Genomic DNA, 25590 nt, shown 5'->3' on the forward strand with positions numbered 1-25590 from the left:
GTGTGGCCCTCCTTCCCTGTGTGCGTCCGGGGTTCGGCGAGAAGGGGTTCAGGAGGGGCCGTTGCACGCGGGGCAGTGGAGGTCTCCGATCCAGCCGGTGCCGCCACAGCTCTCGCAGTTCGGGTCGGTCTTCGCGGGGGTGCAGGTGTGCGGTACGGCCGGGAGAGGGGTGGTGGCCGGGGGTGTCTCCATGGTTGTCCTCCAGGACGTGACGTTTAGAGTAGTTGTTCGACTACCCACAGTTCGAAGCTAATGACATTTTCCCAACTGTGCAAGTTCTCTTCCGCAGTTGGGGCTGCTGTCGGCCATGATGCGGGAGGGGGCAAGGGGTGGAGAGAGGATCCCGCCCATGCCGAGAGCCAAGAAGCCCGCCATCACCGATTTTCGCACCCCTGTGTGGCCCGAGCGGGCCTGCCGCGACACGGTGTCCGGCGAGTTCGCCAACTACAGCTGCGACGTCGTCGAGAGCCACCTGGGCCCGCACGCCTCCCACTCGGTCCCCGAGTCGGTCCGCCAGCGCCTGCTGTGGGAGAACCGCAACCCGGACAAGCGCGAGCCCACCGCCGCCGCCGACCCCTTCATCAGCGCGTGAGTGCCCGCCCGCCGGGCTCCTTCCCCGCGCCGCCCGCCACCAGCCCGGCCGCAGCCCTCCACGATCAGGCTGTCGGCGCCCTGCAGAAGCTGCACAACCACCTCGCCACCACCCGGCCCCGCACACTGGCCGAGGCCGCCGACGGCGAGAGCGCCGTCGAGGTCGCCATCCGGCTCCTGGGTCGACTTCCGGCCGAATAATGACAGGTCGTCAATTGCGGGAAACTGTCACCTGTTTGGCCGCAGTCGTGCATACTGATCACACCTCGGCCCTTCCGGCCCTGGCCCGCCTGACCCCCCGAAGACGTGGCAGGTGCGGTGTCGTCGTCTGGGCCGCCGCATCCGCCGCGCACGTGTGAGGCCCCCGAGACTTGTTACCCCCCGGGGGCCTCACGCACGTCCGGGCCCGCTACTCGCCGGACCCCTCGCGCCGCATGCTCTCCATCTCCTCGGCCAGCGCCTGGTACAGCGGCCCCATCACCGGCTGCACGGGCTGCCCGGTGCGCTCCTGCTCCCTCCACGCCCGCTCGTAGCAGGCCAGCTCCTCGCGCATCAGCAGCCGCCACGCCGCCAGCGCGACCCTCGCGAAGGCCCACCGCTTGACCCCGTGACGGGCCTGGAAGTACCCCAGATGCACGCCCAGAGGCCCCGGCACCCGGACAGTCTTCGGCGTCTCCGCCAGCGGAGGAGCGCCCACCGGCCGCATCATGCCGTCCGGGGTGACCTGGAAGTTGATCTCCGCGAGAGGCTGCGCCGCCATCGCGCCGGGGTCCACCACAGCCGCAGGAGGCTCGGGGGCGGCCTTCAGCGCCAGCTGCTCCTGGCGCTCGCGCTCCTGGGCCTTCAGGCGCAACTTCTCCCGGCGTGCAGCACTCGCGGCCATGGCGTTCTCCGTAGATCGTGGCGGAGCCCCATCCTATCTTCGGTGACGTCATGACGTCCCTGCACCCCCTGCCGCCGGGCATGCAGAAGGCCCCTCCCGCGAGGAAGGGGCCTTCTGCAGTTCCGCATCGAGTCAGAGGCCCGTCCTACCGTCCCTGGCCGCGACGGACAAACCAAGGACGAACCCCGTTCAGCATCCCCGCAAGTGCGGGGACAACTCTGCCATCAAACAGAGAAGTGGAACATCCCCGCAGATGCGGGGACAAGCAGGGCCATGATCCGGGACACCTCCGCGTCGGCGGAGAAGCCCTGCTGTGAAAAACACTAGCAGCGCCTGCCGGGCCCCGTGCAGGCTTCAGCTGAGAAAGTCCGCCAGGTCGTACACCGGCGAGTCGTCCAGGTCATCTCCCTCGTCCGCTTCCGGGGTGGCCCAGCCGTGGACGAAGCAGATCCTCACTCACAGCACTCCTCGCATCGCGTTGTCCTTCTTCGTCGGCCGGATATAGATCTGGGCCTGTGTGCCCTTCTCCGACCAGTCGCCCTGCTCGCAGATCTGACTGAACGCCGCGCCCGCTTCTGCGGCGGCCGTAGCACCCGAGGCCCTCGTCGAGTGCGCTCGGTATGTCGTGTTCGGCCTCGGTTCGAGCTTGGCCGCCTTCGCCGTCTGCTTCACCAGGTTGTTCAGGTGAGAGGCGTGCAGCCGGTAGGGAAGGATGCGGCCAGTGCGCGAAATCCGGCGGAACAGCGGACCGTCGTTGATGCCCTGCTTGCGCATCTCCTCCCTCCACGCCCGCAGCCATCCGACCGGGTCCGACAGCTCGTGCTCGCCGGGTGGGATCGTCACGGGGTGCCCGCGCGCGGCCTGGTCAGTCTTCGAGTACGTCTTGAACAGGCGGGCGTCGCCGTCGTCGGTGAAGGTCAGATCCGGCAGGTCGAAGCGGACCAGGTTCGAACGCCGGACGAAGGAGGAGGTACCCGCCGTCAGCATGGCGCCGTCCCTCAACCGGGCCACGCGCCGCTCCTGCGGCAGGGTGGCCACCATCAGGCGCAGCTCCTCAGGCGTGAAGACCTCGGCCCGCACCTCGCGGTGTCCGGCGTCGGCCCGTTCCTTCTTGTACGCGCCAACGATGCGCCAGGCGTCGCCGGTGTCCGGCATGAGCTTCTCGTGCACGTTGGCCTGGTCGTGGAAGAACACCACGGCGGCGATGCCCTGCTTGATCGCCGACAGGCCGTTTCCAGCGTCACACCTGTCGGCTACCCAGTTCGTCAGAGCGTCCGTGGAGCACGGCAGAGACGGCTCGCCCTCACCCTGGCACCAGGCGACGAACCGGGGCCACTCCCGCTTGTACGCGCGCAGCGTCTCGTCGGGCACCGAGCCCTGCAGGCGCCGCCGGGCCGACTCCGACAAGTTGGTCCGGCGCGGCCGAAGGGCACTTGGGATACCGTCAGCGGGCTGGTGTGCCGCCGGAGCCAGATCCGCCGTCATGGCCCTCCTTGTCCACCTGGGTCATCGTGACCCCCTCGCCGAGGAAACCGTGCAGCGCCTCGGGGGCGCCCGGACGCGGCCGGGCGTCGAAGCACTCCCAGGAGCAGAAGTTCGTCGCGTTCCGTGGCTCGGCCCTGAACGACTTGCGGCACTCCTCGCAGCGCGTCACGCCTTCAGCTCCTTGGGTTCGTGTCGATGGCGGGCTCGTCGCCGCACAGGCGCAGCTTGATGGTCACGTGCCCTCCGCTCAGGCAGGCGCGGGGGCGCTGGTGGAGGGGTCGGGCACTTCGAAGTCGGCTTCCTCGCCGCCGTCGTCCCGGCACCAGGGGCACCAGGGCTTGACCGGGCTGTGTACGCGTTCCAGAACAGACCAGATCAGCACGGACACCGCAGTAACGCACACCAGGATCTTCGCCGGGACCGTTCCGGCCAGCGCCAAGGAGATGCCCCAGCTCGCGAATGCGCCCCAGAGGAGCCAGTAGCGCAAGACGTGGAAGGTCCGCAGCCAGGGCATGCGGCGCTCGGCCGCCTCTTCGGGCCGGTCCGGCAGGTTCTTGACGCAGTGCAGGCACGGCCCGTCCGCGTGCCCTGCGATGTCGAAGACGGAAAACGCCAGGGCCATCAGGCACATTCCATATGTGATCTGCAACAGAATGTCGGGGTGACTGCTCGCGAACAGTCCCAGTGCGCAGGTCGCCGGAGCGAGGACTGCGACCCACCAGACTCCGTAGTGAGCGTCTCGCATCTGCCGCAGCTGGGCTTTTTCCCTGGCGGGACTGCGTTTGCGTCCGGCCCGGCACCACTCCTTGTGGCATTCCTCGTGGTAGCGCCTGTGCGTTTCCAAGAGGATGACGTCCCGGGAGACCCTCAGAGCAACCACGCAATAGATCATCCCCGCGAGAGCCCGGGTCCACCATGGGCCCATGTACGGCTTAGGGAAGATGGCGTGCAGCATTACGAGAACGAGGGCTACCTTGACCAGCCGCTTCTTCCACTTGGTGTGGTGCGCAAGAGCCATTTTGGCCCGTGCGCTGGGAGTGGCCTCCCTGGGCGGCGGCTGGAGGCAGCGGGAGCAGGCCTTCCAGTCGTGCATGGCGGCCATACCCATGTAGAAGACGAACAGCAGCCAGAAGACCACGGCGCCAAGGGAGAACGCGAGCCCCAGGTCATGAGAGGCGCTGAGCGCAGATGCCAGGACGGCGGTCGGCGCAAGAAATCTGCCGCTGAGGTGCCCGAGGGAACCCATCTCGGGCTTGTCGTCGTCGTGGTGATGGTCGGTCACTTCGAGGCTTCCTTCATCGGATCGGGGTACAGCTCTTCGATCTCGGTCATGCAGGGCCTGCACGTGCTGTGCCCGAACCCCCAGGCCGACACGGCGAGCTGGTCGCGGTCGGCCCAGGTGAAGCAGGAGCCGCACAGCTCCTGCCGGGCAGGGTCGGCGGGCGGCTGGCAGCGCAGGTACCAGCCCGTCAAGCGGTCCTTTCCGTGCTGGGTCTTGCTGGTCGCGTGCAGGTTGCGCAGGGCCACCCACCGGTGCCCGCCCATCCGCTGCCCGCCGGTCGGGTCCCAGACCTCGGCCTTGTCGCCGACCACGCGCTCGACGACGAACGGCTTGCTGCGCTGCCAGTTCAGCGTGCTGCACGGCACGTACGTCTGCCAGCGCTTCACCTCGAAGGGCGGCTGCGCGGCGGCGGTCACGAGGTCCTCCCCAGCGATGTGACGAGTCGGTCGACGGCGTCGCTGCGGCGGCTGCAGCCCGGGGGCACCTCCAGCGTGCCAGGCCGCCGGTAACCCCAAGTGGTGTACATGGCCGTCCGTGTGCTGCGCCCGCTGCGCTGGCCGCCCCCACGCGTGATCTCCTGGTGCACGTACTTGTCGACGTACCCTTCGACCTTGTCGCCGACCAAGACGGCGTAGGTGGCCTGGCAGCCCGACTTGTTCCGGGTCTCGACCTTCTTGAGGCGGTACGGCTTGGTGCTGACGGTCACGAGGTCACCCCCGCCGTGCGCTCCAGCTTGCGCAGTCGGGTCTTGCTCTCGGTGGTGGTCATGCCGAGATTCCTTTCGCTTTGATCAGAAGGTCGTCGAAGGTCAGCTCGCTCCAGACCTCGGGGGCCTCCCTCTCGTCCCGCAGGCGTCGATCGACGAGACTGTCCACCAGCTTCAGGGCCGGGGTAGAGCATCGGGGCAGCCAGTGCACGTGGACGTAGTCGACCTCGTCGCCCATGGCCTCGATGAGGTCGAAGAGCTGCGGGAGGGGAGTGAATCTGTCGGCACGCTTGAACGGGCGCAGGCCGAGCACGGAGTCCAGAAGGTGTTCCACGGCCTGGAAGTCGTTGAAGATCACGGGTCGGAGTTCGTCGTTGGATCTGGCCAGGACATGAGCGGTCAGGCACCCGAGCAGCTCGACCTGGGGCGAACTCCAGTGCTCGACCTCGAACTGCAGTCGTCGCACGAGACCGTCCTCCTCCCCGGCGGGAAGTGTCGGCACGACAGCGACACTTGACCAGGCAAAACGCTCCCTTCCGTGCGCCCGGGAGTCGGTGTAGGCGTCGGATGCCCAGAACGTCATGTCACTGGTGAAGGAGGACGTGTCGACCGGGATAGGGCCCTTGTTGCGGGTGCCTTTGCGGCGTCGGGCCATCAGGCGGCCTCCGGGGGTCTTGGCGGGATTTTTGAAAGTCACTGTAACGGAGGTTACCGAAGGTGTCGGCGTCTCGCTGCTCAACGCACCACCCTAGGTTGACGATACCGAAAACCTTGCGCTAGGTTTCAGGTACCTTAAACCGATCGAGGGGCCATCATGGACGCGCCGACGCAGGCCAGCATCGAGATCCTCAAGTCCTTCACCCAGAGCGCGCAGGAGCACGCGGAGACCGCCAGCAACCGCACTCTCTCCGATGACACGCGGCGTGACGCCGCGCAGGCTGCAGACTCCACCTGGCGCGGCATCATGACCGTCGCCCGCCATCTCGCCGAACTCTGCGAGCAGGAGGGCGCCGCCCTGGAGTCGCAGATCCTGGCACTGGACCCCGACGACTTCAGCCGGGACGTGATGGAGCTGGACGCCCGCTCCAGGGTCTGGAGCGACCTCTCCCGCGAGATGGACGCCCTCGCCACGGCGGCCGTCGGCAAGTGCAAGAACGAAGAGCGGCTCGGCGCCGAGACTGCCGACCTCTGACCCTCAGCTCCCGAAGACGTCAGCCAAGGAGATCACCATGAGCGAGACCGCCGAGCGCACCAGGATCAACGTCATCGACCCCGGGAGCGGCAGCCTGCAGGGCTGGTTCGTCCTGGAGGCCGCGACCCGATACCTCGAACAGGCCGCGTACATCAACGGCTTCGACAAGCGGTCCGTCAACACCCTCTCCACGGACGCACACCAGACCCTCTACCGCACCAAGCGCGGCCGGTGGGTCCTGAGCTGCTGGACCGACTGGCAGAACGACATCCCCACGTACGAGTTCGTGGACGAGGACACAGCCAAGCGGTGGCTGATCCTCAACGACGAGGACGCTGCCGTCGAAGAGCACTTCGGCCCGATGGACGAGGAGAGCGGTCCGAACCTCGGCGGCCGTCCGGCGATCGGCCCGAAGATCCCCGGCTTCCCCGTGCCTCAGGCGCTCCTGGAGCGGGTGGACGACTACGCGAAGGGCGAGGGCATCTCGCGCAACGAGGCCATGCGCCGCCTCATGGAGCGGGGCCTGGAGTCCCCGCCGGTCGCGTAGCCTGAAGTCGCCCTCGGCGGCCTGCGGGCGCCAGCGTCGAGGGTGCGGTGAAACCGAGAGGCTCGTACGGCTGCAGTCCCGTTGGCGCGGGGGCCGTACGGGCCCCTTCATGCTCCGTGGTGCGGTAGCCTCGAAGGGCCCCACCTTCTCCTGGTTTCGGGTGGCGGCTTGCTCCAACCGACAGTTGAAAGCGAGAGGCCTGTACGGCTGCAGTCCCTGTTGGTGCAGGGTGCCGTACGGGCCTCTCGCCATGCTGTCCGGCGGGCAACGCGAAGAGCCCCCACCTTGGTGGCCTGGGGGCTCTTCGCGTACAACCCTGCTGGGCTGATGAGCCTTCACCGTACCAGTGCGGTGCGCCTCCCGGCGGCTTTTCGGCGGGGGACTGCGACTGCCTGGTGACCGTTTGCTGCACGGGCGGTGAAGGAGCCTTCACAACATGGTGACCGCACCGACCGCAGAGAGTAGTGTTCTCACTCCTTAACGCAACGTCTAATAGGCGGCGCCGCACCCTCTCCTGCTCGAATATCAGTTCGATAAGGTGAACGGGAACCGCCATGGGGACCTGGAGCGTCAGCAGGGAGTGAGAAGCGGTGCATGACCTGCACTTTCTTTACATCTACCCTAACTATGGGGTAGATTTGTTTCGAACGCTGATTCCAACCTTCACGGTCGACGTACGGCACGCGCCTGGAACCCGCCACAGGGCGCATCGAACATTCACGCAACCGCAGCCGGTGCTGCCTTGTCGTGCGTCGGCACAGGAGAGGCAGGTTATGAGTGGGGAGCAAGCTCCCGCAGGCCCGGCGCCCGCCACGGGCCCGCCGGATCCGGACGGGGGACCACGGCCGCGCATCCCGCCGCGCGGCTACGCCATTGCTGTCGCAACACTCGTCGTCGGACTGTTCGGAGGTTTCTCCATCGCCTCGGACTCCATCCCCCCGGCACGGCTGCCCTCCGTGGCCGACACCCTTCAGGGCGCCACGGCCGGAGCCACCATCCCAGGGGAAGGGTGGTCCTGGATCGGCAAGGACGCGGAACCGGGGTTGTACCGGTCGCTGGGGAATAGCGATCGTTGCCTCTGGACGCGGGCCACGGACGCCACCGGGGAGCCGGGCTCGGTCAAGGCCGTGAGTCGCTCGCGGGGGACCACCTACGTCCACCTCGACGACGGGGACTTCTTCCACGCCGACGGCTGCAACACCTGGCATCTGATGGGTCAGGGGGAGATGTAGAAGCCCGCCGAGTCGCTCTTGAGGAACGGGGCGACTTGGTCGACTCTTGGTACGGCGAAGGACCCCGACAGCTTGGATGTCGGGGTCCTTCTGGTGCGCGGTGGTGCGTCAGGCGGTCAGGCCGCCCGTGAGGTCGTCACTGCTCTTGATGCTGCCGAGGAACGCGCCCCAGTTGCTGCCGGAGAACGTGAGGACCGGGCCCGCGCCGTGCTGCTTGGTGTCGCGGACGCCGACCGCCTCGGCCGTCGTGTCGATACCCTGCTCGACGCAGTTCTCACCGTCGCCGCTGTAGGTCGACTTGTGCCAGTTGGTGTAGGTGGTCAAGGTGCTTCTTCCTCCACTGTGCGGGCGCTCACGCCGTTCGCGAGCGCATCATGCAAGTATCCGAGAGTCTTCTCTGGTGACCAAGCCCGGTCTTGCAAAAGTCTGAACCGGACTTGGTACAGCTCGATTTGTGCTGGGTCATCGATGAATGTTCCATCACCGTGGCCCTCCCGAAACGCCATCATGTCGGAACCGAACGAGAACAGGTCGAACGATCCTCCCATGCCGTTGTGGGCGCCCACCTCGAAGGGGAGGACCTGAATCCTGACCTCGTCGGTCAGGGCCAGGTTCACCAGGTGGACCAGCTGATTCTCCATCACCCGGGGGCCGCCCACTATCCGTCTCAGGGCCCCCTCGTCCATCACGGCGTGGATACGCGGCCTCCGGGGACGGGCGAGGAGCCCTTTGCGCTGCTCGCGGTGCCTGAGCGCGTCGCTCAAAGGGTAGTTGGGATCCACCTCGGCGGCCGGTTTGATGGCGCATTGAGAGTACTCGGTAGTCTGCAGCAGGCCGGGAACGACCTGCGCCGACCACGTGCGGATATCGTCGGCCATCGCTTCCGCTTCGGCGAAGTCCTGATGGCTGGGCCCCACGATCTTCCCCGATTCCGCCCAGGCGCTGCCCTCGCTGCTCTCCACCGAAAGCAGCTTCCAGCGGGCGACCTCCCGCTCCCACTCCTCTTTCTGCTGCCGGACCCACTCGTCGGCCTGCGCCGCAGCCTGTTCCTCGATGGTCTGCCGGACCGTCTGGATGGCTGTGCGCTGGTCGTCCGAGGCGTGCTGCTCGTCAAGGCCGCCGAGGCCGCCGTCGAACCGGGCCACTTTCTGCCGGATGAACTCCTGCCGTCTGGCGGTGAAGTCCGGTTCATAGAGCTTGATATACCCCCGCAGGGCGTTGCCCCGGGGCGGCGTGTGGCCGCTCTCGTTGCGGTAGACGGTCGACGCCGCCCTTCCCAGCTTCGCCGCCACATCGCTCGCCGACGTGAACCCTGCCGCCTCGCGCGCCCGCTTGAGCTTGCGGCCCAACAGGCTGCTCCTGATGGTGGGCCTGGTTCCGTACGCCATGACGCTCCCTCGTCCTCGACCGTGGTGACGCCGCCAGTGTCCACCTCCGACCCGGTCTCGCGCTAGCGTAACCAGATGGGAATTCCCACCTATGGGGACTTGCAGAATACGCGATCTTCCGGAACGGTAGGTACGCACCTGCTTACTCCAGGTCCATCGGCGTCAGCGGGGCCCAACTCGCCACTCATGCACTGGGAGTTATGCCCATGCACTCCCCGCACCACCAGTCCCCACCGCCACTGGGAGACCTACGATATCTGTCCTACCGGCAGGCTTATGTCGGGGTCCCGGAGAGTGTCCCCCTCGCGCGGGGGCATTTTGCCCGAGTGTCCAAGAACAGCGGACTCGACCCGGCCATCGCTGATATGGCGCTGCTGGTCCTGTCCGAGATGGTGACCAACGTTGTCAGCCATCTGGGCTGCAGGTATCTCGTCAGCGTCTCCGTCGTCGGCATGTATCAGCGCCGGGTCCGGATCGAGGTCTACGACCCCGTCTCGGACCGCATCCCCGTCATGCCCCCCAAGGGCGGCATCGTGGACGGCGACGCCGACGGCGGCCGGGGGCTCGGCATCATCGTCATGCTCTCGGCCCACTGCGGCGTCACGCCGGACGCCAACGGAAAAATCGTCTGGGCCGAACTGGACCTGACCGAGGCCGACGTCAGCGCCGCCCCGGCCCCCTGCGGAGGAGGCGCCCCTGTCTCTCGCTGAGCACAGCCGAGGACCGACGAGCCCATTGTCAGCGCACTGATGAGTGCGCTACGGTGGGCTCGTCGTCGTCAGGGGCTGCACAAGGGCTCCCCGGCGGCGGCCCGTTCGGATAGCTTGTACCCGCCACGCGTCCACCCCGCCAATCCAGCGGACGCCAGCAGGAGACACCCGCCAGCCTCCCGCCACCACGTCAGGAGTCCCTCATGGACCCCGTCGACCTTGAGCAGCTTCTCTACGAACTGCGCTCCGTCCACGCCGAGACCGTCACCATCCCGCCCGCCATGCTCACCCCCGGCTGCGTCCTCGCCGGAGGATCGTGGGACCACCACGTCGTCACCGCCGCCATGCCGGTCGGCTCCGCCCGCTCCGCCATCACCCTGCGGCACCTGCACGGCGGCCACAACGCCGTACGTCACCACGAGGCCGACGACCACGTCACCATCTACCGCGCCCAGCTCCTGGCCCGCGAGGTCCCCCGCGTGCCGACCGTGCCGCGCTGCGAGGTCCCCAGGGCGCCGAAGGTCGGAGACCGGGTCTTCCAGCACTTCCACACGGTGGGACGCCTCGGCGAAGGCAGGTTCTACGAGTTCAACAGCTCCGGCCTGTGGCAGCAGGTCATCGACTCCGTCGAGAACGGCAAGCCCCGCACGACCGTGAAGACCTACCCGATGGGCATCCAGCACATCGTCGGCAACCTCCGCGAGCCCGACCCGATGAGCTGGTACAGCTACCTCCCCGCCGACCACCGCCCCTTCCTCTACGTGGACGGCCGCCCGCTGCCCGCCCGCACCGTGACCGAGCTGATCGTCGGCGATGTGATCCGTCTCCCCGGCGGAGGCAGGCTCCAGATCACCGACGTCCGCCGCCGCTCCTCGGCCACCACCATCACCGTGGCGCTGCTGAAGAAGTCGATCCACCCCATGCGCCACTTCATGTGGGACCGCTCCGAGGGCGCCACCGCCGAGCACCACGACTCGGGGCGCACCCGCAGCCTGTACCCCACCGAGCCGCGCGAGGACGAGTTGGCCACCGCGCTGGAGCTGCAGCCCGGGGACACCGCCATCACCGCCTGGAACCGCCCCTTCAGCGCCGTGGCGTACATCGAAGACGTCTTCGGCCAGCCGCTGCGGGCGACGATGCACGTCCACTCCACGACCACCGACGGCCGCGAGCAGCGCGCCGTCATTGGCCTGACGAAGTCGTACCTCATCCTGCGCCGCCGCCGCCCCGGCCGCCACGCCTACGCCCCGGCAACGGATCTCGCCGCCAGGGCCCACGGGTGAACGATGTCCGGGTGAAGTACGAGAGGGGCCGCCGCCTCCTCGGCGGCCCCTCCTCGCCCATCCACTTCGCCTACGTCCAGCCCGGCCTGTACGAGAGCGACAACCTCGGCGACCCGGAGGGCGAGCCCCTGCGCTACCACCTGCGCCGCCTGGGCCGCAACCACTTCGAGGGCATCGAGGAGACCGGCTGGTACGTCACCGGCGGCGACCTGGTGCGCGAGTGGTGCGCCGTCGGCGTCGAGGACGCCGTCGAGGTCGCGAACCGGCACCTCATCCCCCTGCACTTGCCAACGCACTGATCAGTGCGCTAGGTTGGCAATGCCCGCCAGGAACCACCACGAGGAGCACCCCCGCCATGGGCCCCAAGCACTACCCCACCCAGGAAGACATACTCTCCGCGCTCTCCGGCCAGGACCGCCCCTTCACCACCGGTGACATCACCTACGGGGTCGCCGTCCTGCACTTCGACTCCCCCGGCAGCGTCGAGGCCGCGCGGAAGCTCGTCAGCCCCTACGGCATCAACGCCGTCGTCAGCGAGATGGCCAACAGCGGCGCCCTCGTCGGCCGCCCCGGCCGCGACTGGCGGGGCCCGCGCCCCAAGCGCGCCGGGAACACCAAGCGCCGACTGAGCACCGTCTACTACGCGCTGCCCGCGACCGCCGCCGCCTGGGACGACAAGGGCCGCGCGGAGGACGCCGAGCGGCGCAACGCCCGCGCCCACGAGCGCGCCGTGGCCGCTGTCGTCGCTGCCCACCAGGACGAGTACAGCAAGCACTACCAGGCCGTCATCACCCAGCTCCTCGCCGAGGACGGCGGACGATGACCCTCTACCGCGAGATCACGTGAGCGCCGAGGTCTGCGGGGCGCCCCACGAGGAGCGCCCTGGCGTCGCATGTGACCGCGAGGCCCACCAGATGGCAGGCTTTCACCGCAACCGTGCGGCAGGGCTCGTCTGGGCGGCCGGAGCGCTGCCCGAGCCCCCGCCGACCGGCCGGGCCGCGCTGGCCTCCATGGCCGTCCGTACGAACCGCTCCGGACGCACCGGGGCGCCCGCCGACGCCGTTACCACCTGGAAGGACAGCCATGCCCCAGGCGCACCACCGAGCCACCCGTGAGGACGTGTTGGAGGTCTTCGCCGACAGCGGACGGGCGCACTACAAGATGCGTCGCCGTCCGCTGTCGGCGCCCGAGATCCGGCGTGCCGTCGAGGACGTGCAGGGGGGAACGGTGGCCGACTACCCCTTTCGGAAGCTCCTGAATGCACTGGTCGCCGACGGATCCCTCACCTCCCGCCATGGGGGCGGCTGGAGGGGTCTGGCCCCGTCCATGTACGACGTGCGGCCGAACGTGACCTACTACACCCGTGCGGACGTCCTGGCCGAGTGGGAGAAGGCCCGCGCCGACGCCAAGACGGCAGCCCTGGAGGAGCAGGCCAACCAGTACGCGAGAGGCTTTCTCGTCGAGCGTCACCGCGACGAGTACGAGGCCCTGAAGGCCGAGTTCTACACCGAGTTGGAGAAGGAGCAGGGCAAGTGAGTATCGAAGAGGGTTCGTTGCAGACGACCGAGCCGCTGCGTGAGCTGCATCTGAACGGGCTGAACATGAACGTCGGCTCGCTGGTCGGCTGGGCTCATCAGGGCATGGTCGACTTCGACCCGCCGTACCAGCGTCAGCCGGTGTGGGGGATCCGTCGCCGTCAGCAGCTGATCCGCTCCCTCCTCATGGGCCTGCCGGTCGGCGCCATCACCGTCAACCGGCGCGATCACTCGGAGTTCCGGGCGCCCGGTCACGTCCCGAACGTGTCACCGCCGTTCGCCGTCATCGACGGCAAGCAGCGGTGGCAGACCCTCGTGATGTTCAGGGACGACGAGTTCCCCGTGCCGCGCTCCTGGTTCCCAGAGGAGGCGCTGTCGGCCGTGTACGAGGAGAACGCCGACGGCGCATGGGTGCGGTACTCCATGCTCGCCATGCGGGGGCGGACCGACGTCGACATGCCTGCGATCGCCTTCAACGAGGCCCGCTTGGCCTCGGTCGAGGCGGAGGCGGAACTGTTCGACCTGATCAACTTCGGCGGCGTGCCCCAGGGTGAGGCCGACGACGACCGCTGAATGTCAGCCCCTGCGCGTACGGTGGCGCCCGGCCGGTGAGGCCGGGCGCCACTGGCGTTTCCTCACCCGCTTGCAACGCACTGATCAGTGCGCTAGGTTGGCGTCATAGCCCGCCGAGGAGGAGCGAATGACGACCGACAGGACCACGATGGACGACGTCCGCAGGGTCACCCCGCAGCAGCTCACGAAAATGACTCCCCCGCAGATCGATCGGCTGAACGCCTGCCTGTCCGGAGAGTACGAGCGCCTCGATGGCGAGCGTGACCGCGAGTGGGAACGGCTCTATTCGGCCGTCGGCGAGCAGAAGGAGAAGGTCGGCCGCCGTCAGGCCTATCTCCTTCGCCGGGACGAGCTGGAGGAGAAGGCCCGCGCGATCCTCGCCGCCCCGCCCGCCGAACCCCCCTCGCACCTGAAGCGGTACGACTTCATGCTGACCGCCGAGAAGTACACCGCGAGGATCGGTGAAGTCCTCGGCAAGATCGACGCCATCGGCGACAAGGTCCAGGAGCTGAACCGGAAGGTACGCCCCAAGCTCACCGAGGAGTGGGACCTCCGGGGCGGCTGGTCGCGCTTCTTCCTGGTAAATAACACGAACGGGCACATCCACAAGACCACCAGCCCCGTCGGCTGCCACACGCTGCACTGGAACACGGACATCGGCTGGCTTCCCGACCTGTCCGGTCTGACCGAGGCCGACGCAGTCAAGGCGCACGGCACCATCCTGTGCTCGGTCTGCTTCCCGTCGGCCCCCGTTGAGTGGACCGTGGGCAAGGCCCCCGCTGACACGGAGTGCCCCGGCTCACGCCAGTTCGTCAAACTCGATTCCTCCATGGCGCGCCGCATGTCGAAGTTCGCCACGTGCCCCGAGTGCGGAAAAACGGGCGTCAGTGTCAGCTCCGCATGGAATCTGCGCAAGCACGACCGGCCGGAGCCCGCTTCGGCAAAAACCGACAGCTGACCCACGAGCCCGCCCCCTCACCGGGGGCGGGCTCGCCCGCTAGACAGCGCACTGACTAGTGCGCTAGGTTGGCGCTATAGCCCGCCGAGGAGGAACACGTGAACGCCGAGAAGTCACCCCGCCCCGCCGCTGGCAAGCCGCCGTCGGTCACCGCCGTGATCAAGTTCCTCAAGTCCGCCGGTTTCCAGCACGCCCGTTACGCCGAGTCGCTGTCACAGGGAGGCGCGGCGGGGGCGAAAGTGCGCGCCCACCACATGGGGAAGGTGTCCGTCACCTGGAGCGAGGGGGACAAAGAGTTTTTCAGGAGAATGGCGGACCTCGGCCACACGAGCGTGGCAGGAGTGCCGGTACACCCGGACACCGAGCAGCACGCCCGGGAGTACGCCGAAGCTCTCTCGCCGCGATACAGCGTGCATATCCACGACGGCACCACTGTCTACCTCGACGCCCGCGAGACCCTCCCCGTCCGGCCCAAGGGCGTGCCCACCGCCATCACGGTGCGGAAGGCGCTTGCTGCGGCAGGGGCTGCCAGAGCTTCCGAGATGTTCATGGTCGTCTCCGTCGTCGACCAGCCCGATCACACCCGCGTCGCAGTCCTTGAAGGAGAGCGCCTCGACGCGGTCCGGAAGGCTCTGGAGGCCGAGGGGTGGACCTTCGAGACCGGCGAGGCCATCGAGCACTACTTCATCAAGATCACAGGCTCCACGCCCGACCGCCCGGCCCGCCTGCGCAAGCTCCGCGCCGCGCGTGCCGCCAAGGAGGAACGCAAGAGCGTGGAGGCCAAGTTCCTCCAGCGGGTACGGGCGGCCGATGCGCCCCAGAAGGAGCCCTCCCCGGTCGGTTCGTATGTCGCGTGGGCCGAAGGCCCCCAGGAGCGCACCGAGCACGGCTACGTCATGGCCGAGCGTGACAGCGAGGCCCTTGTGCTCGGGCTGGACGGGGGCTTTCGGCAGATGCCCGCCGACATCCCCGAGACCGTGTCCGAGGAGCCCCAGGCGCCCGCCGCCGTGCGGGACGGCAAGGGGCGCGTATTCAGGGTCGGCCAGCGTGTCAGCCTCCGCACGCGGGACGGCTTCTTGGAGTTCGGCGAGATCACCGAGTTCGGCAAGCTCGACGACGGCACCCAAACGCTCACCTTCACCGCCGACACCCGGCAGTTGGCCCCGATCTCCCGCCCGATCAAGGGTGTTCCCCCGAGAAGGGAGAAGATCCGGCCGATTGACCCGCCCCGGATCAGCCGAGTAGCCCTCGACAAGCGGATCAACCCCGCCTGAACAGCCCTCCAGGGCCCGCCCGCCCGGCGGGCCCTGGCCGCTTTCCGCCATCCGCTAGACAGCGCACTGATCAGTGCGCTAGGTTGGGCACAACAGCCCGCCAAGGAGGACCACGTGAACAACGGAACCGGCTCGATCCACTTGCAGGGAGTCGGCCGCGTGCCCGCCGTCCCGGCCAGCGCACTGACCGTCGGAGACCAGCTCATGTACAACGGGGGCAGCGTCGCCCAGATCACCAAGATCGTGGACGCCTCCGCGCACTTCCTCAAGATCACGCAGGTGAGCCCGAAGGACGGGACGGAGCACCTCCGCAAGATCAAGAAGACGAGTCTCACCGCCCGCGTGCCTGCCGAGCATCGCCGTCCCCTGGGCCACGACGCCCCGGCGACCGCCTACCGCGCCCAGGTCCGTGCCCCCGAGCACGGCCAGTGGGTCACCGTGAGCCACGGCGCCACGGCCGAGAAGGCCGCGAGCGACCAGAGCAACTACCACCCCGCCTACTTCGCGTCCGTTCTGCTCGACAACCACGGACTCGGCTGGAGCCGAGAGAACCCCGACGGCCGCGCCGCCAGCGTCAAGGCCATGACGGACGGCGAGACCCTCACTGCCGCCGACGGCCACAGCTTCCGCATCCTGCCCCCCGAGCAGCCCCAGACGCCCGCCCGCCGCGTCGTCGAGGGCGTCGTGATCACCCACGACGACACCTCGTCCGGCACGGAGCCCAAGCACAGTGCCGACCCCGACGCCCGCGCCGCCGTCGAACTGTTCACCGCCGCCGGGCACACCCCCGCCGAACTGACCGGCGACTACGACCCCGAGACCAGCACCGCGAACGGCTTCCTTGTCGTCCCGCGCGGCGCCGGATCCGTGTACGTCTACCACCTCGTGGACGGCAAAATGCAGCCCGAGGACTCGAACGCCGGGTACTGGCCCCAGTCCCGGGAGTACCGGCGCCTGTTCCGCGACGCCCCGGGCTGGGAGGTCCGCAACCGCGCGGGCGCCAGCGCCCAGGCTCAGCGCATCGAGGAGCCGTCCGCCCCCACCCGGCTCGCACCGGGCGCCCTCGTGAGCCACACCGCCCAGGAGTGGGCCCACAGCAAGGCGACGGCCGTCGTCGTCGGCGTGACGCGAGAGCACCACGACGGAACGTGCGAGTACGCGGTCATGGCAGGCCAGGAGTTCGCACGCCGCATCGGAGAGGACAACCCCATGACGCGCGAGACCGAATGGAACTCCGCCCGCACCAGGCCCATCGAGGGACCCCGGGCGGCCGTCGAGGGCGCCGACATCGAGAGCAAGATCGTTCGCAGCGTGCTGGACAGTTCCCGGCGAGAGGAGATCATCGAGACTGCCCGGAACCCTAAGCTGACGCGTCTGGCCTCCGCCGTTGCCCGCGTCGCCGACCACCTCTCGCCCGAGGAGCGGAACGCCGCCGACTGGCACCGGGTGCGCCTGGCCCTCCTGGCGCGAGGGCGCTTCGATGTCGTCGTCACCTCCAACAAGCCCGAGTACACGGCCCGCAGGGGCGTGGCGTGCATCATCACCCACGTCGCCTATGCGGACGCCGTCGAGTCCCGCCGTAAGGAGTCTCAAGAAGAGGGGTACTACGCCCAGGTCTACTACGGGGAAACACGCCTGCGGGTGACCGAGGAGAACTTGCGTATCTCGCTCGCCCTGGGGGTCCGGGAGTCCGCCCGGCCGCGCTTCGAGGTTCGCAGGGTCAGCCCGTACTACTTCGGGGTGTGGGACGCCCGCACGGACCTGTGGGCGTCCGTCTCCGAGCGCCGTGAGCAGTGCGAGGAGGGCGCCACGGGGCTGAACTCCGGACGGCTGGAGCTGGACGACCTTGGCAGGATCAAGGGTCCCGACAGCCTCTGACCAGCGTAAACACGTTCCGTGGTGCCAACCTTCACACCAGAGTTGCCAGCGCACTGATTAGTGCGCTAGGTTGGCACCACGCCAAGCAGGAACCGCCACACGAGGAGCACCGAATGCGCATCACCGCCGACCACGTCAAGGAACTGGCCAACCTCCACGGGGACAACGTCCTCGTCCCGCAGGGCGAAGAGGGCACGCCGTGGGTCATCTCCACCCAGAACCAGCACTACCGGGGCGCTCATACCGTCATCGCCACCAGCGAGCAGGTCACGGACCTGGCCCTTGACGCCGACTTCGACGAGGACGGCGACCTGACCGACGAGGCGGCCGAGCGCATCGCCCGCAAGCTCAGTGAGACCCCCCGCGAGGAGGCCAGGGGGTACGCCCGGGGCATGGCCCAGCACGACGACGGCACCCGCCGCATGGCCGAGGGCACCGCCCGCTCGATCCTGGGCAAGGTCACCGCCGCGCGGGACGAGCTGAAGGCGTGGGAGGGCGAACACCGCAACGTAGCCGACTGGCGCGTCAACGATGCCCTTGAGGGACTGAGCAAGGCCCGCAGGGCGCTGGACTACCTCCTCGCCGACACCGACCCCGAGGGCGACGCCGCCCGCGCCTCGATGCGCGCCGCCTTCGGGGAGTAGACCCCCGGCGGGCCGCCGGACCCCGCCCGGCGGCCCGCTAGACAGCGCACTGATCAGTGCGCTAGGTTTGCCCCACGCCAAGCAGAACCGCCACACGAGGAGCCCGCAATGCGCGTCACCGCAGCCAAGATCCGCCAGGCCACCGCCCACATCGAGGAGGCCACCGGAGGCGGGTACAAGAGCCTGACCGGCGGCAGCAACACCGGCCGCACCGGCACCACCTTCTCCGCCAACTTCGAGACGCGGATCTTCGACAGCGCCCGGGGCGAGAACCGCCAGGCCCTCGCCTTCTTCCTCGGCGTGATGCAGGAGTTCGGCATCCTGACCGACGAGTGGGCCGAGGTGCGCGCTGACCTGGCCATCGGCTTCGCCGACACGCAGACCTGGTTCGAGCGCGGGCAGTACGACGCCCAGAAGCAGAAGACCGTGATCGCCCGTAAGGCCCGCGCCGCCGCCGAGGCCGACAAGGAGGCCATCCGCGACAAGGCCCGGCCGATCGAGGAGCGCCGCGCCGCCTTCCGCCGCCACAACCGCCGTACCGGGTCCGCCGCGCCGCGCTCCGTCGAGTCCAGCAGCCAGGATCTGGACGACGAGACCGGCTACAACGGCACGAACTGGCCGACCCACACCATCGACGTGTGGATCAACAACGACCACAAGGTCTACGAGGACGCCGTGAACCACTCCCGGGTCAGCGCCGACTCCCTGCGCGACTACGTCGAAAAGGTTCTGTTCGACCTGTACGCGCTGCCGGTCGACGTGCGCAAGCGCCTCACCCAGACCGACGCCCACGGACACGCCAACGTCCGCTCCAGCCTTGCCCGCGAGGACGACGCCACCGACCCGCGCGAGGCGTTCACCCGGGTCGACTGGGAGTACGTTCGCTCTTCCCTCCTCGGCGAGTAGCACCACCGCCCCGGCCCCGTTCACACCGGCGGGGTCGGCCGCAGGCCGGTTCGATCCCTGCTCTGAATAAGACCGAACAATGTGAAGGCAATGAAGGGAAATCAAATGCCGGAACAAACTACGAGTTGCCGTTCAGAAGACGGAAAGACCGTCGGCGGTATTGACGCGATCATTGCCATGGTCCGATTCCTCGTGGACCGGGACATGAGTTCGGAGGAGGTGCAGCACGCATTGGCGGACCTCTTCGAAGATAGCGACTTTGCGAAGATCCAGGCTGCGAGAACGTTTTTCAGCCCGCCGGACGAGTAGCACAACCGCCCCGGCCCCGCCGACACCGGCGGGGCACTGGACCGAGGCAGGTTCGAAGCCTGCCCGGGGCACTCCACCACCCGCCACGACCACAAGGGGAACCCACCGTATGGACAGCGACCGCGACGCCCGCGACCGCGCCGGACAGCTCGCACAGGAAATCTGGCTCGGCATCTGGCCGCACACCGACACGCCGAAGCGCCCCCACGTCGGACACCTCGACTCGGACATGCCCGCCCCGGAGTACCGCCTGACCCCCTTGCAGCACATCGAGGAGGCCAAGCCGGGAGACCTGCTGTGGGTGATGGACCTGGACGGCCGCGACGTCCGCCGGGAGCGCACCCTGAGCACCCACACCGCCCGCGAGGCGGTGCAGCTGGGCACGCTGGCCCGGGTCGAGTCGACCACGGCGAAGATGATCAAGGTCCATGACATCCTCGTGCGCCCGCAGGGCGGATACGGCGGCGCCAACCTTGACGCCCTCGGTGACCCGGCCCCGGGCGCCTACGTCGTCAGCATGCGGTTCGACACCGCCGGGCGCCTGTATGCCCGCCTCGGCACCGTCGAGGAGATCCGCGAGCGCCTGGCCGCCCACCCCCGCTACGCGGAGTGGCAGGAGGCGTACGCCGCCGCCGTGGTGGAGCACGAGGCAGCCGAGGCGCGCGGCAAGGCCGAACGGGACAGGAGGCAGGCCCGTCGCGCTGTCCTGACGGCTGCGATCGAAACCGTCAACTCGATCGCCGGTGAGGAACTGGTGAAGCTGGATTCCCCCTGGGGTGAGCAGGACACCGCCAGGCCCGCGAACGAGTGGCTTGCCGAGGGCAACCACCTGAACACCTACCTCGCCGGGCTCGGCGCCTCGGGGAAGTTCGACACCCGGGGGCGACTGGAGATCGGGAAGGCACTGGAGACGCTCGACCTGACCCCCGCCGGACGGGAACGCGCCGCCCGCGCCAAGGGGGCCGCCCAGAAGGAGGCGGCCCGGCTGATCGCCGAGAAGGAGCGGCGCAGGCGCGACGAGAGCGCCCGGGAGCACGCAGACGCCGTCTGGAGCGACCTGTGCAACGAGGGCCCCGGGGCCGCGCTGCGGGTCGCCCCCGTCTTCCCCGCTGGCAGGAGCGACGTGTACCGGCCGCCGGTGGCGCTCCTCTTCCACCACCTCAGCCGTGACGTCAACCTCGGCCTGACGGACTCTGGCACCTACCGGGCTGCTGTTCTCACCGGCCCGAACTCTGGGCAGGCGTGGGAGGGCGACACCGCCGAGGACGCCGTCAAGGCCATGTGCGGGGCGCTGTACGGCACGTCGTGCGAGCACGGCTACACCACCGGCCAGGACTCGTGTCCCGGCTGCGACGCGACCGCCGGAGACTTCGAGGGCATCCACCCCTCCCGGGGCGCCATGCCCGGTCCCACGCCCACCCTGACCCGTGCGACCGAGGGAGAGAAGTGAGCAAGCCCAAGACCGATACGGAGATCGTCGCCGCGTTCGAGGAGGCCGCCGCCGCAGCCCTCGCCGAGGTCCAGAAGGCGCGCAAAGCGCTGGCGGGCGCGGTGGAGTACAGCGGCGAGGCGGCTGACCGGGCGTACGGCATGCTGCTGTACGCCGAGGGGTTCGCCGTGTGGTTCGAGGAGCGCTCGATCAACCCGGACGGCACCCTTGCGCGCCACGAGGGGGAGGAGGACGACGACATGGCGAGGCACCTGCGCCGTGGTCGCCGCAACATGATCCGGCGCATGCTGGTCACGCCCGAGCACCCGTTCGAAGGAATCGCCGGAATCCGTCAGCGCTACAGGCGCGAGGGCGTAAAGCGCTTCCTGGCCGCCACCTCGTTCGTCGCCGCTGAGGGGGAGCTGTGAGCGTCCGGCAGTCCTACCCGAGCCCGGGACTCGCCCCCGACTTCCATTGGGACCTCCAGGGGCGCGCCCAGTTTCGGCACAAGGGCTTCACCGTGCGTGTTCTGATCCGTCCGGCCACGGACGACGACGGGGTGTACTACCTCGGCACCGAGCCCGGCGCGAATGACGTCGTCCTCGTCGGCACGGTCGACCTGGACCACGTGGAGGTGGCGAGCGTCGGGCACGGCGCCGACTTCACCAATCCGTACCAGATGAACGAGGCTCTCCGGACCGTCCTCGACGACGCCGTCAGCGACGCCCGTACGAACGTCGGCCGCCTGGTCAAGGCCCTGGCCGCCGTCGATGCCCAGCAGGAGAAGGAGGCCAAGCGGTGAGCAGCAGGCAGGCCTACACGGTCGTATCCAACCCGATGCCCGGCCCGCTGCTGGCCGCAATGTCGAGCCTGAAGGGCGCCACCGTCGCCCCCGAGGATGCCTACTCCGACGCCCAGGGGCATCACCTGATCGCCCGTAAGGGCTCGGTTGTCGTGCATGCCACGCTCGCCCTGGACCACTACGCCGACGGCGTCGACTGGGCCGACGGAGACATGGCGTGGGCCGTGACCCGCGACGGCGCACCCGTCGACTGCATCCGCTGGTCCGACGTCGTCACCGTCGTCCGCGAAGCCCCCGAGGAGGCGCCCGTGCCGGTCCAGCAGTGGCCCGCCAAGGGCGACGTGATCACCATGAGCACCGTACCGGGCGTTACACCGCCTCTGTCGTTCACGGGCATCGTGACCTTCACGCCTGCCGACGGATGGCACGAACTGAGTGTGGACTACGCCCCGGAGAGCTTTGACGCTCACGTGAGCCGGTCCAAGTTCCCCGGGGTCTGGACGTGGGAGTACGCCGGTCCGATGGTCGTGGAGGGGGTGACCCCGTGAGCGCGCACCCGCGCCGCCCGAAGCGGCCCAAGCGCCCCCGGTAGGGCGGTGGAAACAGGGGGCTAGCCAACGCACTAACCAGTGCGCTAGGTTGGCCCCCTACCCGCCGAGGAACGAGGACCCCATGAGCGACACCCGAGTGAAGATCAATTTCGACGAGGAGCCGTGCGGACGCTGCAGCGGCACGGGTCAGCACTCGTACAACCAGCGTGACGGACGCGTGTGCTGGGGCTGCAGCGGCCGTAAGGTCCGGCTGTCGCCCCTGGGTAAGCGGGCCGCCGACGCCTACGAAAAGGCGCTGCATGCCTCCGCTGGCGTCGTCAAGGTGCAGGACCTCGCGCCCGGCATGATCATCCTGTCGCGCGCCCAGGGTGGCGTCACGGGCAACCGGCCCTGGGACCACCCTGCCGAGTGGCGCACCGTGGCCGAGGTCACCGTGAGTGCGCACACCTTCAGCGGCTGGGGAGTGCACGACGGGCTCCGGGTTGACGTGGACGGCGTGACCGCAGAGATCGTCTTTGAGGGCGGGAAGACGTGGCGCGCGGAGTCCTCGGAAGATGAGACGTTCTGGCACAAGAGCGCCATGCGTACCATCTACACGGAACGCCACTTCCACATCCGCAGCGAAGAGGCCCGCGCCGCCCGCGACGAGGTGCGCCGTGCCATCGCGAAGCGCTTCAAGGGCGCATGGCTGGACGGCGAGGAGCCCCCGGTGAAGACCCCCCGGCTGCGCAAGAGCGCCGACATGCCCAAGGCCGAGGAGGCCGCGCGCCCGCTCCCCTCGAACCGCTTCGGGGGCAAGTGCCGCTCGTGCGGCGCATGGGTGGAGGCCGAGGCCGGTCACCGGCTCAAGATCGAGGGCGCGTGGAAGGTCGAGCACAAGCCGGGCGAGTGCGCCCAGGAGGCCCCGGCCGCCCCCGCCGAGGCCCCGGCCGCCGACGGCACCCCGCACGTCCTGATCACCCGTGCCCGGCTGTATCCGGAGGTCGCCCGGCCCGGTCCGGCGTGGGTGTGGTCGTACAACTACCACGTGGACGGCGGGCCTGTGTGCCAGTACGGGCCGGGCCTGGACTCCCTGCGCAGCAGGCTGCGCCAGAAGTTCGGCAGTGACGTCCGGATCACCGAGGAGTGGAAGCGCCAGGAGCGCCCCGCCCCGGCCGCCCCTGCGACCGACGAGGGTATCTACCGCCACGGCGGCGCCGACGGGACCCTCTACAGGGTGCGGCGCGGCCCGAGCGGTTACCTGTACGCCCACACGATCACCTGGGACGCCGAGCGCCAGAAGGTGACGTTCGCCAAGGCGCCCGGCATGGCCCGGCGACTGTCGGCGGCCGAGCGGCTCGGCCTCGCCGAGGTCGAACGGATCAGCGCACTGTGGGACTCGTGCGCGCTCTGCGGGGCGGAGATGACCGTATCCAAGGGCATCGGCCCCATTTGCCGTAAGCGCGTCTAACAGCCCCACCACGAGCGGCCCCGGGGCACCCCCGGGGCCGCTCCGGCATGTTCGGAAACTGCCTCTCCTCGCCGGTAGACAGCGCACTGACCAGTGCGCTAGGTTTGCCCCCTACCCGCCAAGTAGACCGAACCGAGGAGCACCACATGCCCGCCACCTCCCGCCTGTCGGACCCCATGATCCGCGCCCTCCTGGGGGCGCTGTGCCACAAGAACAGCGACGGCCGTTACTGCGTGTTCGCCCCGCAGCCCACCATCCGCGCCCTGATCGGGCGAGGCAAGGCCGGACGGGAAGAGTTCACCGGCCGCGAGAGCGGTGCCCTGCTCGTGCGCTACCACCTCACCGAGGAGGGTGTCACCTACCTGCGGGAGGCCCTGACGTTCGTCCTCGGCAAGCGCGGCGAGGACCGTGACGCGGTCTGGACGGAATGGTTCGCCGCCGACCGCAGCCACGTGTGGGCCCTGATCGACTTCCTGGGCCTCACCGGCGACACGTACAAGGTCGTCACCACCACGCCCCACGAGCGCAAGGCGCTTCACGAGACCCTCAGCCGCGCGGACGCCTGGGAGCGCATGAGCGACGCCCTGCGCAACGGACAGCGCATCACCATCGACGGCCGGTCCATGACCGTGCACACCAAGCTCGGCGCCCGCTGGACGTTCACCGCCCAGGACGTTCCCACGGTCGAGGTGGACGACGTCCAGCACCGCATGTACGTCGGCGTCCTCCGCGACGACGCGAAAGACATGGGCCTCTGCGGTCCGGACAACGTCCGCGCCGCCATCGTCAACGGCTGGACCGACGGCCACCGCGCCGAGCGCCAGGAGGACGGCACGGTGGCCGTGGGCTACTCCTGGTTCGTCCCGCAGCGCCCCGTCCCGTGGGTGGAGTCCGGAGAGATGCTCACGGACGCGGGCGGCGTCGGCGGAGACATTCAGATCGGCAACGCGGCCGAGCGCCGGTTCACTCACACCACGCTGCCCGGCCGCGTAGTCGACGTCACCGCCTGCCCGATCAAGGGCGACGGCTCCACCTCCATGCCCGCCGAGGACGCACCGATCTATCTTCAGCAGCAGGTTCACACGACCATCTGCCGTGACGTTGAGGACCCGGGCGGCACCGAGGAATTCGCCGATATCACGTACCCCGACCTGCCCGAGGCGTACAGCGGTACCTACGCCACGGTGACCGACGCAGAGGCCGCCGCCCGCCGACTGGTCGCCAGCACGACCCCGGAGCACATCGGATGGGACGGAGTCCCCGACTACCCCACCGAAACCTGGTGCGCCGAGCGCGCGGCCGAGCTGCTCGGCGCGGGTCGCTACTGGGTGAAGCACTTCCGCATGTTCGGCCAGGTCCCGCGCACCGAGCCGGTCAACCGCACGGCCGCGCTCGAACTGATCACGTGGGCGATGCGTCACGGCGGCTGGCAGTGCTACCGCGCAGACACGGGCGGAGTGAACCTGGAGAGCCCCACGGGTGAGTCCTCGTACTGGCTGGAGCCGCTCGCCGAGGACTGCGACACGCACGCCGGTGAGCCCGCCGACAGCTGTGAGACGTGCGCAGAGGACGCCCAGGAGGCGGCTCAACTCGTCGACGAGGCAAGGAAGGACGCCGAGGAGGGCGGGGCCACCGCCGAGGCAGGCCGCCGCGTCCTCTCTGACGCCGGGGTCGAGGAGGACTCTGCCATGGTGGCCCGCCGCGCCACCGAGGAGGCCGGACCCGCCCCCGTGGACGAGGAGGTCACCCCCGCCCCGCACACGGTCTATCTGATCGCGCTCGTCGAGCCGATCACCGGCTACAGCATGGTGGGCGAACGGGTGCGCGCCGAATACGTGCGCGAGGACATCCGTACCTCCGCCCGCTCCGGGGTCCATGCCGTCCGTGTCGGCACCGAGGGCATGATTCGTGTCGGGTCGCTGCTGTTCATCCCCCAGGGGCTCGCCGCCTAGGGCTGCACCATGACGTCATGACGTCGCTAC

At 68.9% G+C, this 25590-nt stretch carries 34 protein-coding genes; 24 read left to right on the forward strand and 10 right to left on the reverse strand.

The features are described from left to right. Positions 1-48: 48 nt before the first annotated feature. A complete protein-coding gene (locus QFZ75_RS39590; RefSeq protein WP_307545416.1) occupies positions 49-192 on the reverse strand; it encodes a hypothetical protein in 144 nt (47 codons plus the stop codon). A 157-nt stretch (positions 193-349) separates the two neighbouring features. On the opposite strand from QFZ75_RS39590, the gene QFZ75_RS39595 reads away from it, so the two are divergent. Further along, on the forward strand, positions 350-592 hold the full coding sequence (locus QFZ75_RS39595; protein ID WP_307545418.1) for a hypothetical protein: 243 nt from the start codon (positions 350-352) through the stop codon (positions 590-592). Then, positions 589-792, forward strand: coding sequence for a hypothetical protein (locus QFZ75_RS39600; protein WP_307545420.1), 204 nt, complete (start codon positions 589-591; stop codon positions 790-792). The genes QFZ75_RS39595 and QFZ75_RS39600 overlap by 4 nt, the downstream gene beginning before the upstream one ends. 208 nt (positions 793-1000) lie before the next feature. Here QFZ75_RS39600 and QFZ75_RS39605 read toward each other — a convergent pair whose 3' ends face one another. From QFZ75_RS39605 to QFZ75_RS39635, 7 genes are all read right to left on the reverse strand, one after another. Next, positions 1001-1474 (reverse strand): hypothetical protein, encoded by a 474-nt coding sequence (locus tag QFZ75_RS39605; RefSeq protein WP_307545422.1) that lies wholly within the window; start codon positions 1472-1474, stop codon positions 1001-1003. 456 nt (positions 1475-1930) lie between these two features. Beyond that, positions 1931-2881, reverse strand: coding sequence for a tyrosine-type recombinase/integrase (locus QFZ75_RS39610; protein WP_307545423.1), 951 nt, complete (start codon positions 2879-2881; stop codon positions 1931-1933). Between the two features lie 37 nt (positions 2882-2918). Beyond that, positions 2919-3128 carry a hypothetical protein gene (locus QFZ75_RS39615; RefSeq protein ID WP_307545425.1) on the reverse strand — a complete coding sequence of 70 codons (210 nt, stop codon included), beginning with the start codon at positions 3126-3128 and terminating at the stop codon, positions 2919-2921. Positions 3129-3206: 78 nt separating this feature from the next. After that, positions 3207-4241: a hypothetical protein gene (locus tag QFZ75_RS39620; protein WP_307545427.1), complete on the reverse strand. Its 1035-nt coding sequence runs from the start codon at positions 4239-4241 to the stop codon at positions 3207-3209. Continuing rightward, a complete protein-coding gene (locus QFZ75_RS39625; RefSeq protein ID WP_307545429.1) occupies positions 4238-4657 on the reverse strand; it encodes a hypothetical protein in 420 nt (139 codons plus the stop codon). Before QFZ75_RS39625 ends, QFZ75_RS39620 begins: the two co-directional genes overlap by 4 nt. Further along, a complete protein-coding gene (locus QFZ75_RS39630) occupies positions 4654-4947 on the reverse strand; it encodes a hypothetical protein (RefSeq protein ID WP_307545431.1) in 294 nt (97 codons plus the stop codon). Before QFZ75_RS39630 ends, QFZ75_RS39625 begins: the two co-directional genes overlap by 4 nt. Before the next feature lie 58 nt (positions 4948-5005). Further along, a complete protein-coding gene (locus QFZ75_RS39635; protein ID WP_307545433.1) occupies positions 5006-5413 on the reverse strand; it encodes a hypothetical protein in 408 nt (135 codons plus the stop codon). Positions 5414-5761: 348 nt separating this feature from the next. On the opposite strand from QFZ75_RS39635, the gene QFZ75_RS39640 reads away from it, so the two are divergent. The 3 genes from QFZ75_RS39640 to QFZ75_RS39650 all read left to right on the forward strand — a co-directional run bounded on the left by QFZ75_RS39640 (position 5762) and on the right by QFZ75_RS39650 (position 7918). Further along, positions 5762-6139: a hypothetical protein gene (locus QFZ75_RS39640; RefSeq protein ID WP_307545435.1), complete on the forward strand. Its 378-nt coding sequence runs from the start codon at positions 5762-5764 to the stop codon at positions 6137-6139. A 37-nt stretch (positions 6140-6176) separates the two neighbouring features. After that, entirely contained in the window at positions 6177-6686 is a 510-nt protein-coding gene (locus tag QFZ75_RS39645; protein ID WP_307545437.1) for a hypothetical protein, read from the forward strand. Positions 6687-7459: 773 nt separating this feature from the next. Beyond that, positions 7460-7918 (forward strand): hypothetical protein, encoded by a 459-nt coding sequence (locus QFZ75_RS39650; RefSeq protein ID WP_307545439.1) that lies wholly within the window; start codon positions 7460-7462, stop codon positions 7916-7918. Between the two features lie 108 nt (positions 7919-8026). Here the strand turns inward: QFZ75_RS39650 and QFZ75_RS39655 are convergent, their stop codons facing one another. Then, on the reverse strand, positions 8027-8242 hold the full coding sequence (locus QFZ75_RS39655) for a DUF397 domain-containing protein (RefSeq protein WP_307545441.1): 216 nt from the start codon (positions 8240-8242) through the stop codon (positions 8027-8029). After that, positions 8239-9306, reverse strand: coding sequence for a helix-turn-helix transcriptional regulator (locus QFZ75_RS39660; RefSeq protein ID WP_307545444.1), 1068 nt, complete (start codon positions 9304-9306; stop codon positions 8239-8241). The genes QFZ75_RS39655 and QFZ75_RS39660 overlap by 4 nt, the downstream gene beginning before the upstream one ends. 206 nt (positions 9307-9512) lie before the next feature. Here QFZ75_RS39660 and QFZ75_RS39665 point away from each other — a divergent pair, with 206 nt between their 5' ends. The 19 genes from QFZ75_RS39665 to QFZ75_RS39755 all read left to right on the forward strand — a co-directional run bounded on the left by QFZ75_RS39665 (position 9513) and on the right by QFZ75_RS39755 (position 25560). Next, the gene (locus tag QFZ75_RS39665; RefSeq protein WP_307545446.1) at positions 9513-10016 is read left to right on the forward strand and encodes an ATP-binding protein; all 504 of its coding nucleotides are present in this window, start codon (positions 9513-9515) and stop codon (positions 10014-10016) included. 203 nt (positions 10017-10219) lie between these two features. Next, a complete protein-coding gene (locus QFZ75_RS39670; RefSeq protein WP_307545448.1) occupies positions 10220-11299 on the forward strand; it encodes a hypothetical protein in 1080 nt (359 codons plus the stop codon). 11 nt (positions 11300-11310) lie between these two features. Then, positions 11311-11598 (forward strand): hypothetical protein, encoded by a 288-nt coding sequence (locus QFZ75_RS39675; RefSeq protein ID WP_307545450.1) that lies wholly within the window; start codon positions 11311-11313, stop codon positions 11596-11598. A gap of 56 nt (positions 11599-11654) precedes the next feature. Next, complete coding sequence (locus QFZ75_RS39680; protein WP_307545453.1) at positions 11655-12122, forward strand: hypothetical protein; 468 nt, start codon at positions 11655-11657, stop codon at positions 12120-12122. 91 nt (positions 12123-12213) lie between these two features. Further along, positions 12214-12414, forward strand: a complete 201-nt coding sequence (locus tag QFZ75_RS39685) for a hypothetical protein (RefSeq protein WP_307545454.1) — start codon at positions 12214-12216, stop codon at positions 12412-12414. Continuing rightward, positions 12383-12835 (forward strand): hypothetical protein, encoded by a 453-nt coding sequence (locus QFZ75_RS39690; protein WP_307545456.1) that lies wholly within the window; start codon positions 12383-12385, stop codon positions 12833-12835. Before QFZ75_RS39685 ends, QFZ75_RS39690 begins: the two co-directional genes overlap by 32 nt. Next, positions 12832-13407, forward strand: coding sequence for a DUF262 domain-containing protein (locus QFZ75_RS39695; RefSeq protein WP_307545458.1), 576 nt, complete (start codon positions 12832-12834; stop codon positions 13405-13407). The genes QFZ75_RS39690 and QFZ75_RS39695 overlap by 4 nt, the downstream gene beginning before the upstream one ends. Before the next feature lie 127 nt (positions 13408-13534). Then, positions 13535-14365, forward strand: coding sequence for a hypothetical protein (locus QFZ75_RS39700; RefSeq protein ID WP_307545460.1), 831 nt, complete (start codon positions 13535-13537; stop codon positions 14363-14365). Between the two features lie 98 nt (positions 14366-14463). After that, complete coding sequence (locus tag QFZ75_RS39705) at positions 14464-15639, forward strand: hypothetical protein (protein ID WP_307545461.1); 1176 nt, start codon at positions 14464-14466, stop codon at positions 15637-15639. Positions 15640-15753: 114 nt separating this feature from the next. Beyond that, on the forward strand, positions 15754-17517 hold the full coding sequence (locus QFZ75_RS39710) for a hypothetical protein (RefSeq protein ID WP_307545462.1): 1764 nt from the start codon (positions 15754-15756) through the stop codon (positions 17515-17517). A 113-nt stretch (positions 17518-17630) separates the two neighbouring features. Continuing rightward, the gene (locus QFZ75_RS39715) at positions 17631-18161 is read left to right on the forward strand and encodes a hypothetical protein (protein ID WP_307545464.1); all 531 of its coding nucleotides are present in this window, start codon (positions 17631-17633) and stop codon (positions 18159-18161) included. A 108-nt stretch (positions 18162-18269) separates the two neighbouring features. Further along, the gene (locus QFZ75_RS39720) at positions 18270-19067 is read left to right on the forward strand and encodes a hypothetical protein (RefSeq protein ID WP_307545466.1); all 798 of its coding nucleotides are present in this window, start codon (positions 18270-18272) and stop codon (positions 19065-19067) included. An 81-nt stretch (positions 19068-19148) separates the two neighbouring features. Continuing rightward, complete coding sequence (locus tag QFZ75_RS39725) at positions 19149-19376, forward strand: hypothetical protein (protein ID WP_307545468.1); 228 nt, start codon at positions 19149-19151, stop codon at positions 19374-19376. A gap of 109 nt (positions 19377-19485) precedes the next feature. Then, positions 19486-20826, forward strand: a complete 1341-nt coding sequence (locus tag QFZ75_RS39730) for a hypothetical protein (RefSeq protein WP_307545469.1) — start codon at positions 19486-19488, stop codon at positions 20824-20826. Continuing rightward, on the forward strand, positions 20823-21233 hold the full coding sequence (locus tag QFZ75_RS39735; protein WP_307545471.1) for a hypothetical protein: 411 nt from the start codon (positions 20823-20825) through the stop codon (positions 21231-21233). The genes QFZ75_RS39730 and QFZ75_RS39735 overlap by 4 nt, the downstream gene beginning before the upstream one ends. Further along, complete coding sequence (locus tag QFZ75_RS39740) at positions 21230-21607, forward strand: hypothetical protein (protein WP_307545473.1); 378 nt, start codon at positions 21230-21232, stop codon at positions 21605-21607. The genes QFZ75_RS39735 and QFZ75_RS39740 overlap by 4 nt, the downstream gene beginning before the upstream one ends. Then, positions 21604-22155, forward strand: coding sequence for a hypothetical protein (locus QFZ75_RS39745; RefSeq protein WP_307545475.1), 552 nt, complete (start codon positions 21604-21606; stop codon positions 22153-22155). The genes QFZ75_RS39740 and QFZ75_RS39745 overlap by 4 nt, the downstream gene beginning before the upstream one ends. Positions 22156-22279: 124 nt before the next feature. Further along, positions 22280-23608: a hypothetical protein gene (locus tag QFZ75_RS39750; protein WP_307545477.1), complete on the forward strand. Its 1329-nt coding sequence runs from the start codon at positions 22280-22282 to the stop codon at positions 23606-23608. A 146-nt stretch (positions 23609-23754) separates the two neighbouring features. Then, positions 23755-25560, forward strand: a complete 1806-nt coding sequence (locus QFZ75_RS39755; RefSeq protein ID WP_307545479.1) for a hypothetical protein — start codon at positions 23755-23757, stop codon at positions 25558-25560. Positions 25561-25590 lie beyond the last annotated feature (30 nt).

The organism is Streptomyces sp. V3I8 (assembly GCF_030817535.1).
GTDB lineage: Bacteria > Actinomycetota > Actinomycetes > Streptomycetales > Streptomycetaceae > Streptomyces.

What these genes read in the sequence shown, in the direction of transcription:
- QFZ75_RS39590 (WP_307545416.1), bottom strand. Translation starts at nt 192, where the DNA reads ATGGAGACACCCCCGGCCACCACCCCTCTCCCGGCCGTACCGCACACC.
- QFZ75_RS39595 (WP_307545418.1), top strand. Translation starts at nt 350, where the DNA reads ATGCCGAGAGCCAAGAAGCCCGCCATCACCGATTTTCGCACCCCTGTG.
- QFZ75_RS39605 (WP_307545422.1), bottom strand. Translation starts at nt 1,474, where the DNA reads ATGGCCGCGAGTGCTGCACGCCGGGAGAAGTTGCGCCTGAAGGCCCAG.
- QFZ75_RS39640 (WP_307545435.1), top strand. Translation starts at nt 5,762, where the DNA reads ATGGACGCGCCGACGCAGGCCAGCATCGAGATCCTCAAGTCCTTCACC.
- QFZ75_RS39645 (WP_307545437.1), top strand. Translation starts at nt 6,177, where the DNA reads ATGAGCGAGACCGCCGAGCGCACCAGGATCAACGTCATCGACCCCGGG.
- QFZ75_RS39650 (WP_307545439.1), top strand. Translation starts at nt 7,460, where the DNA reads ATGAGTGGGGAGCAAGCTCCCGCAGGCCCGGCGCCCGCCACGGGCCCG.
- QFZ75_RS39660 (WP_307545444.1), bottom strand. Translation starts at nt 9,306, where the DNA reads ATGGCGTACGGAACCAGGCCCACCATCAGGAGCAGCCTGTTGGGCCGC.
- QFZ75_RS39665 (WP_307545446.1), top strand. Translation starts at nt 9,513, where the DNA reads ATGCACTCCCCGCACCACCAGTCCCCACCGCCACTGGGAGACCTACGA.
- QFZ75_RS39670 (WP_307545448.1), top strand. Translation starts at nt 10,220, where the DNA reads ATGGACCCCGTCGACCTTGAGCAGCTTCTCTACGAACTGCGCTCCGTC.
- QFZ75_RS39680 (WP_307545453.1), top strand. Translation starts at nt 11,655, where the DNA reads ATGGGCCCCAAGCACTACCCCACCCAGGAAGACATACTCTCCGCGCTC.
- QFZ75_RS39685 (WP_307545454.1), top strand. Translation starts at nt 12,214, where the DNA reads ATGGCAGGCTTTCACCGCAACCGTGCGGCAGGGCTCGTCTGGGCGGCC.
- QFZ75_RS39690 (WP_307545456.1), top strand. Translation starts at nt 12,383, where the DNA reads ATGCCCCAGGCGCACCACCGAGCCACCCGTGAGGACGTGTTGGAGGTC.
- QFZ75_RS39700 (WP_307545460.1), top strand. Translation starts at nt 13,535, where the DNA reads ATGACGACCGACAGGACCACGATGGACGACGTCCGCAGGGTCACCCCG.
- QFZ75_RS39715 (WP_307545464.1), top strand. Translation starts at nt 17,631, where the DNA reads ATGCGCATCACCGCCGACCACGTCAAGGAACTGGCCAACCTCCACGGG.
- QFZ75_RS39720 (WP_307545466.1), top strand. Translation starts at nt 18,270, where the DNA reads ATGCGCGTCACCGCAGCCAAGATCCGCCAGGCCACCGCCCACATCGAG.
- QFZ75_RS39730 (WP_307545469.1), top strand. Translation starts at nt 19,486, where the DNA reads ATGGACAGCGACCGCGACGCCCGCGACCGCGCCGGACAGCTCGCACAG.
- QFZ75_RS39750 (WP_307545477.1), top strand. Translation starts at nt 22,280, where the DNA reads ATGAGCGACACCCGAGTGAAGATCAATTTCGACGAGGAGCCGTGCGGA.
- QFZ75_RS39755 (WP_307545479.1), top strand. Translation starts at nt 23,755, where the DNA reads ATGCCCGCCACCTCCCGCCTGTCGGACCCCATGATCCGCGCCCTCCTG.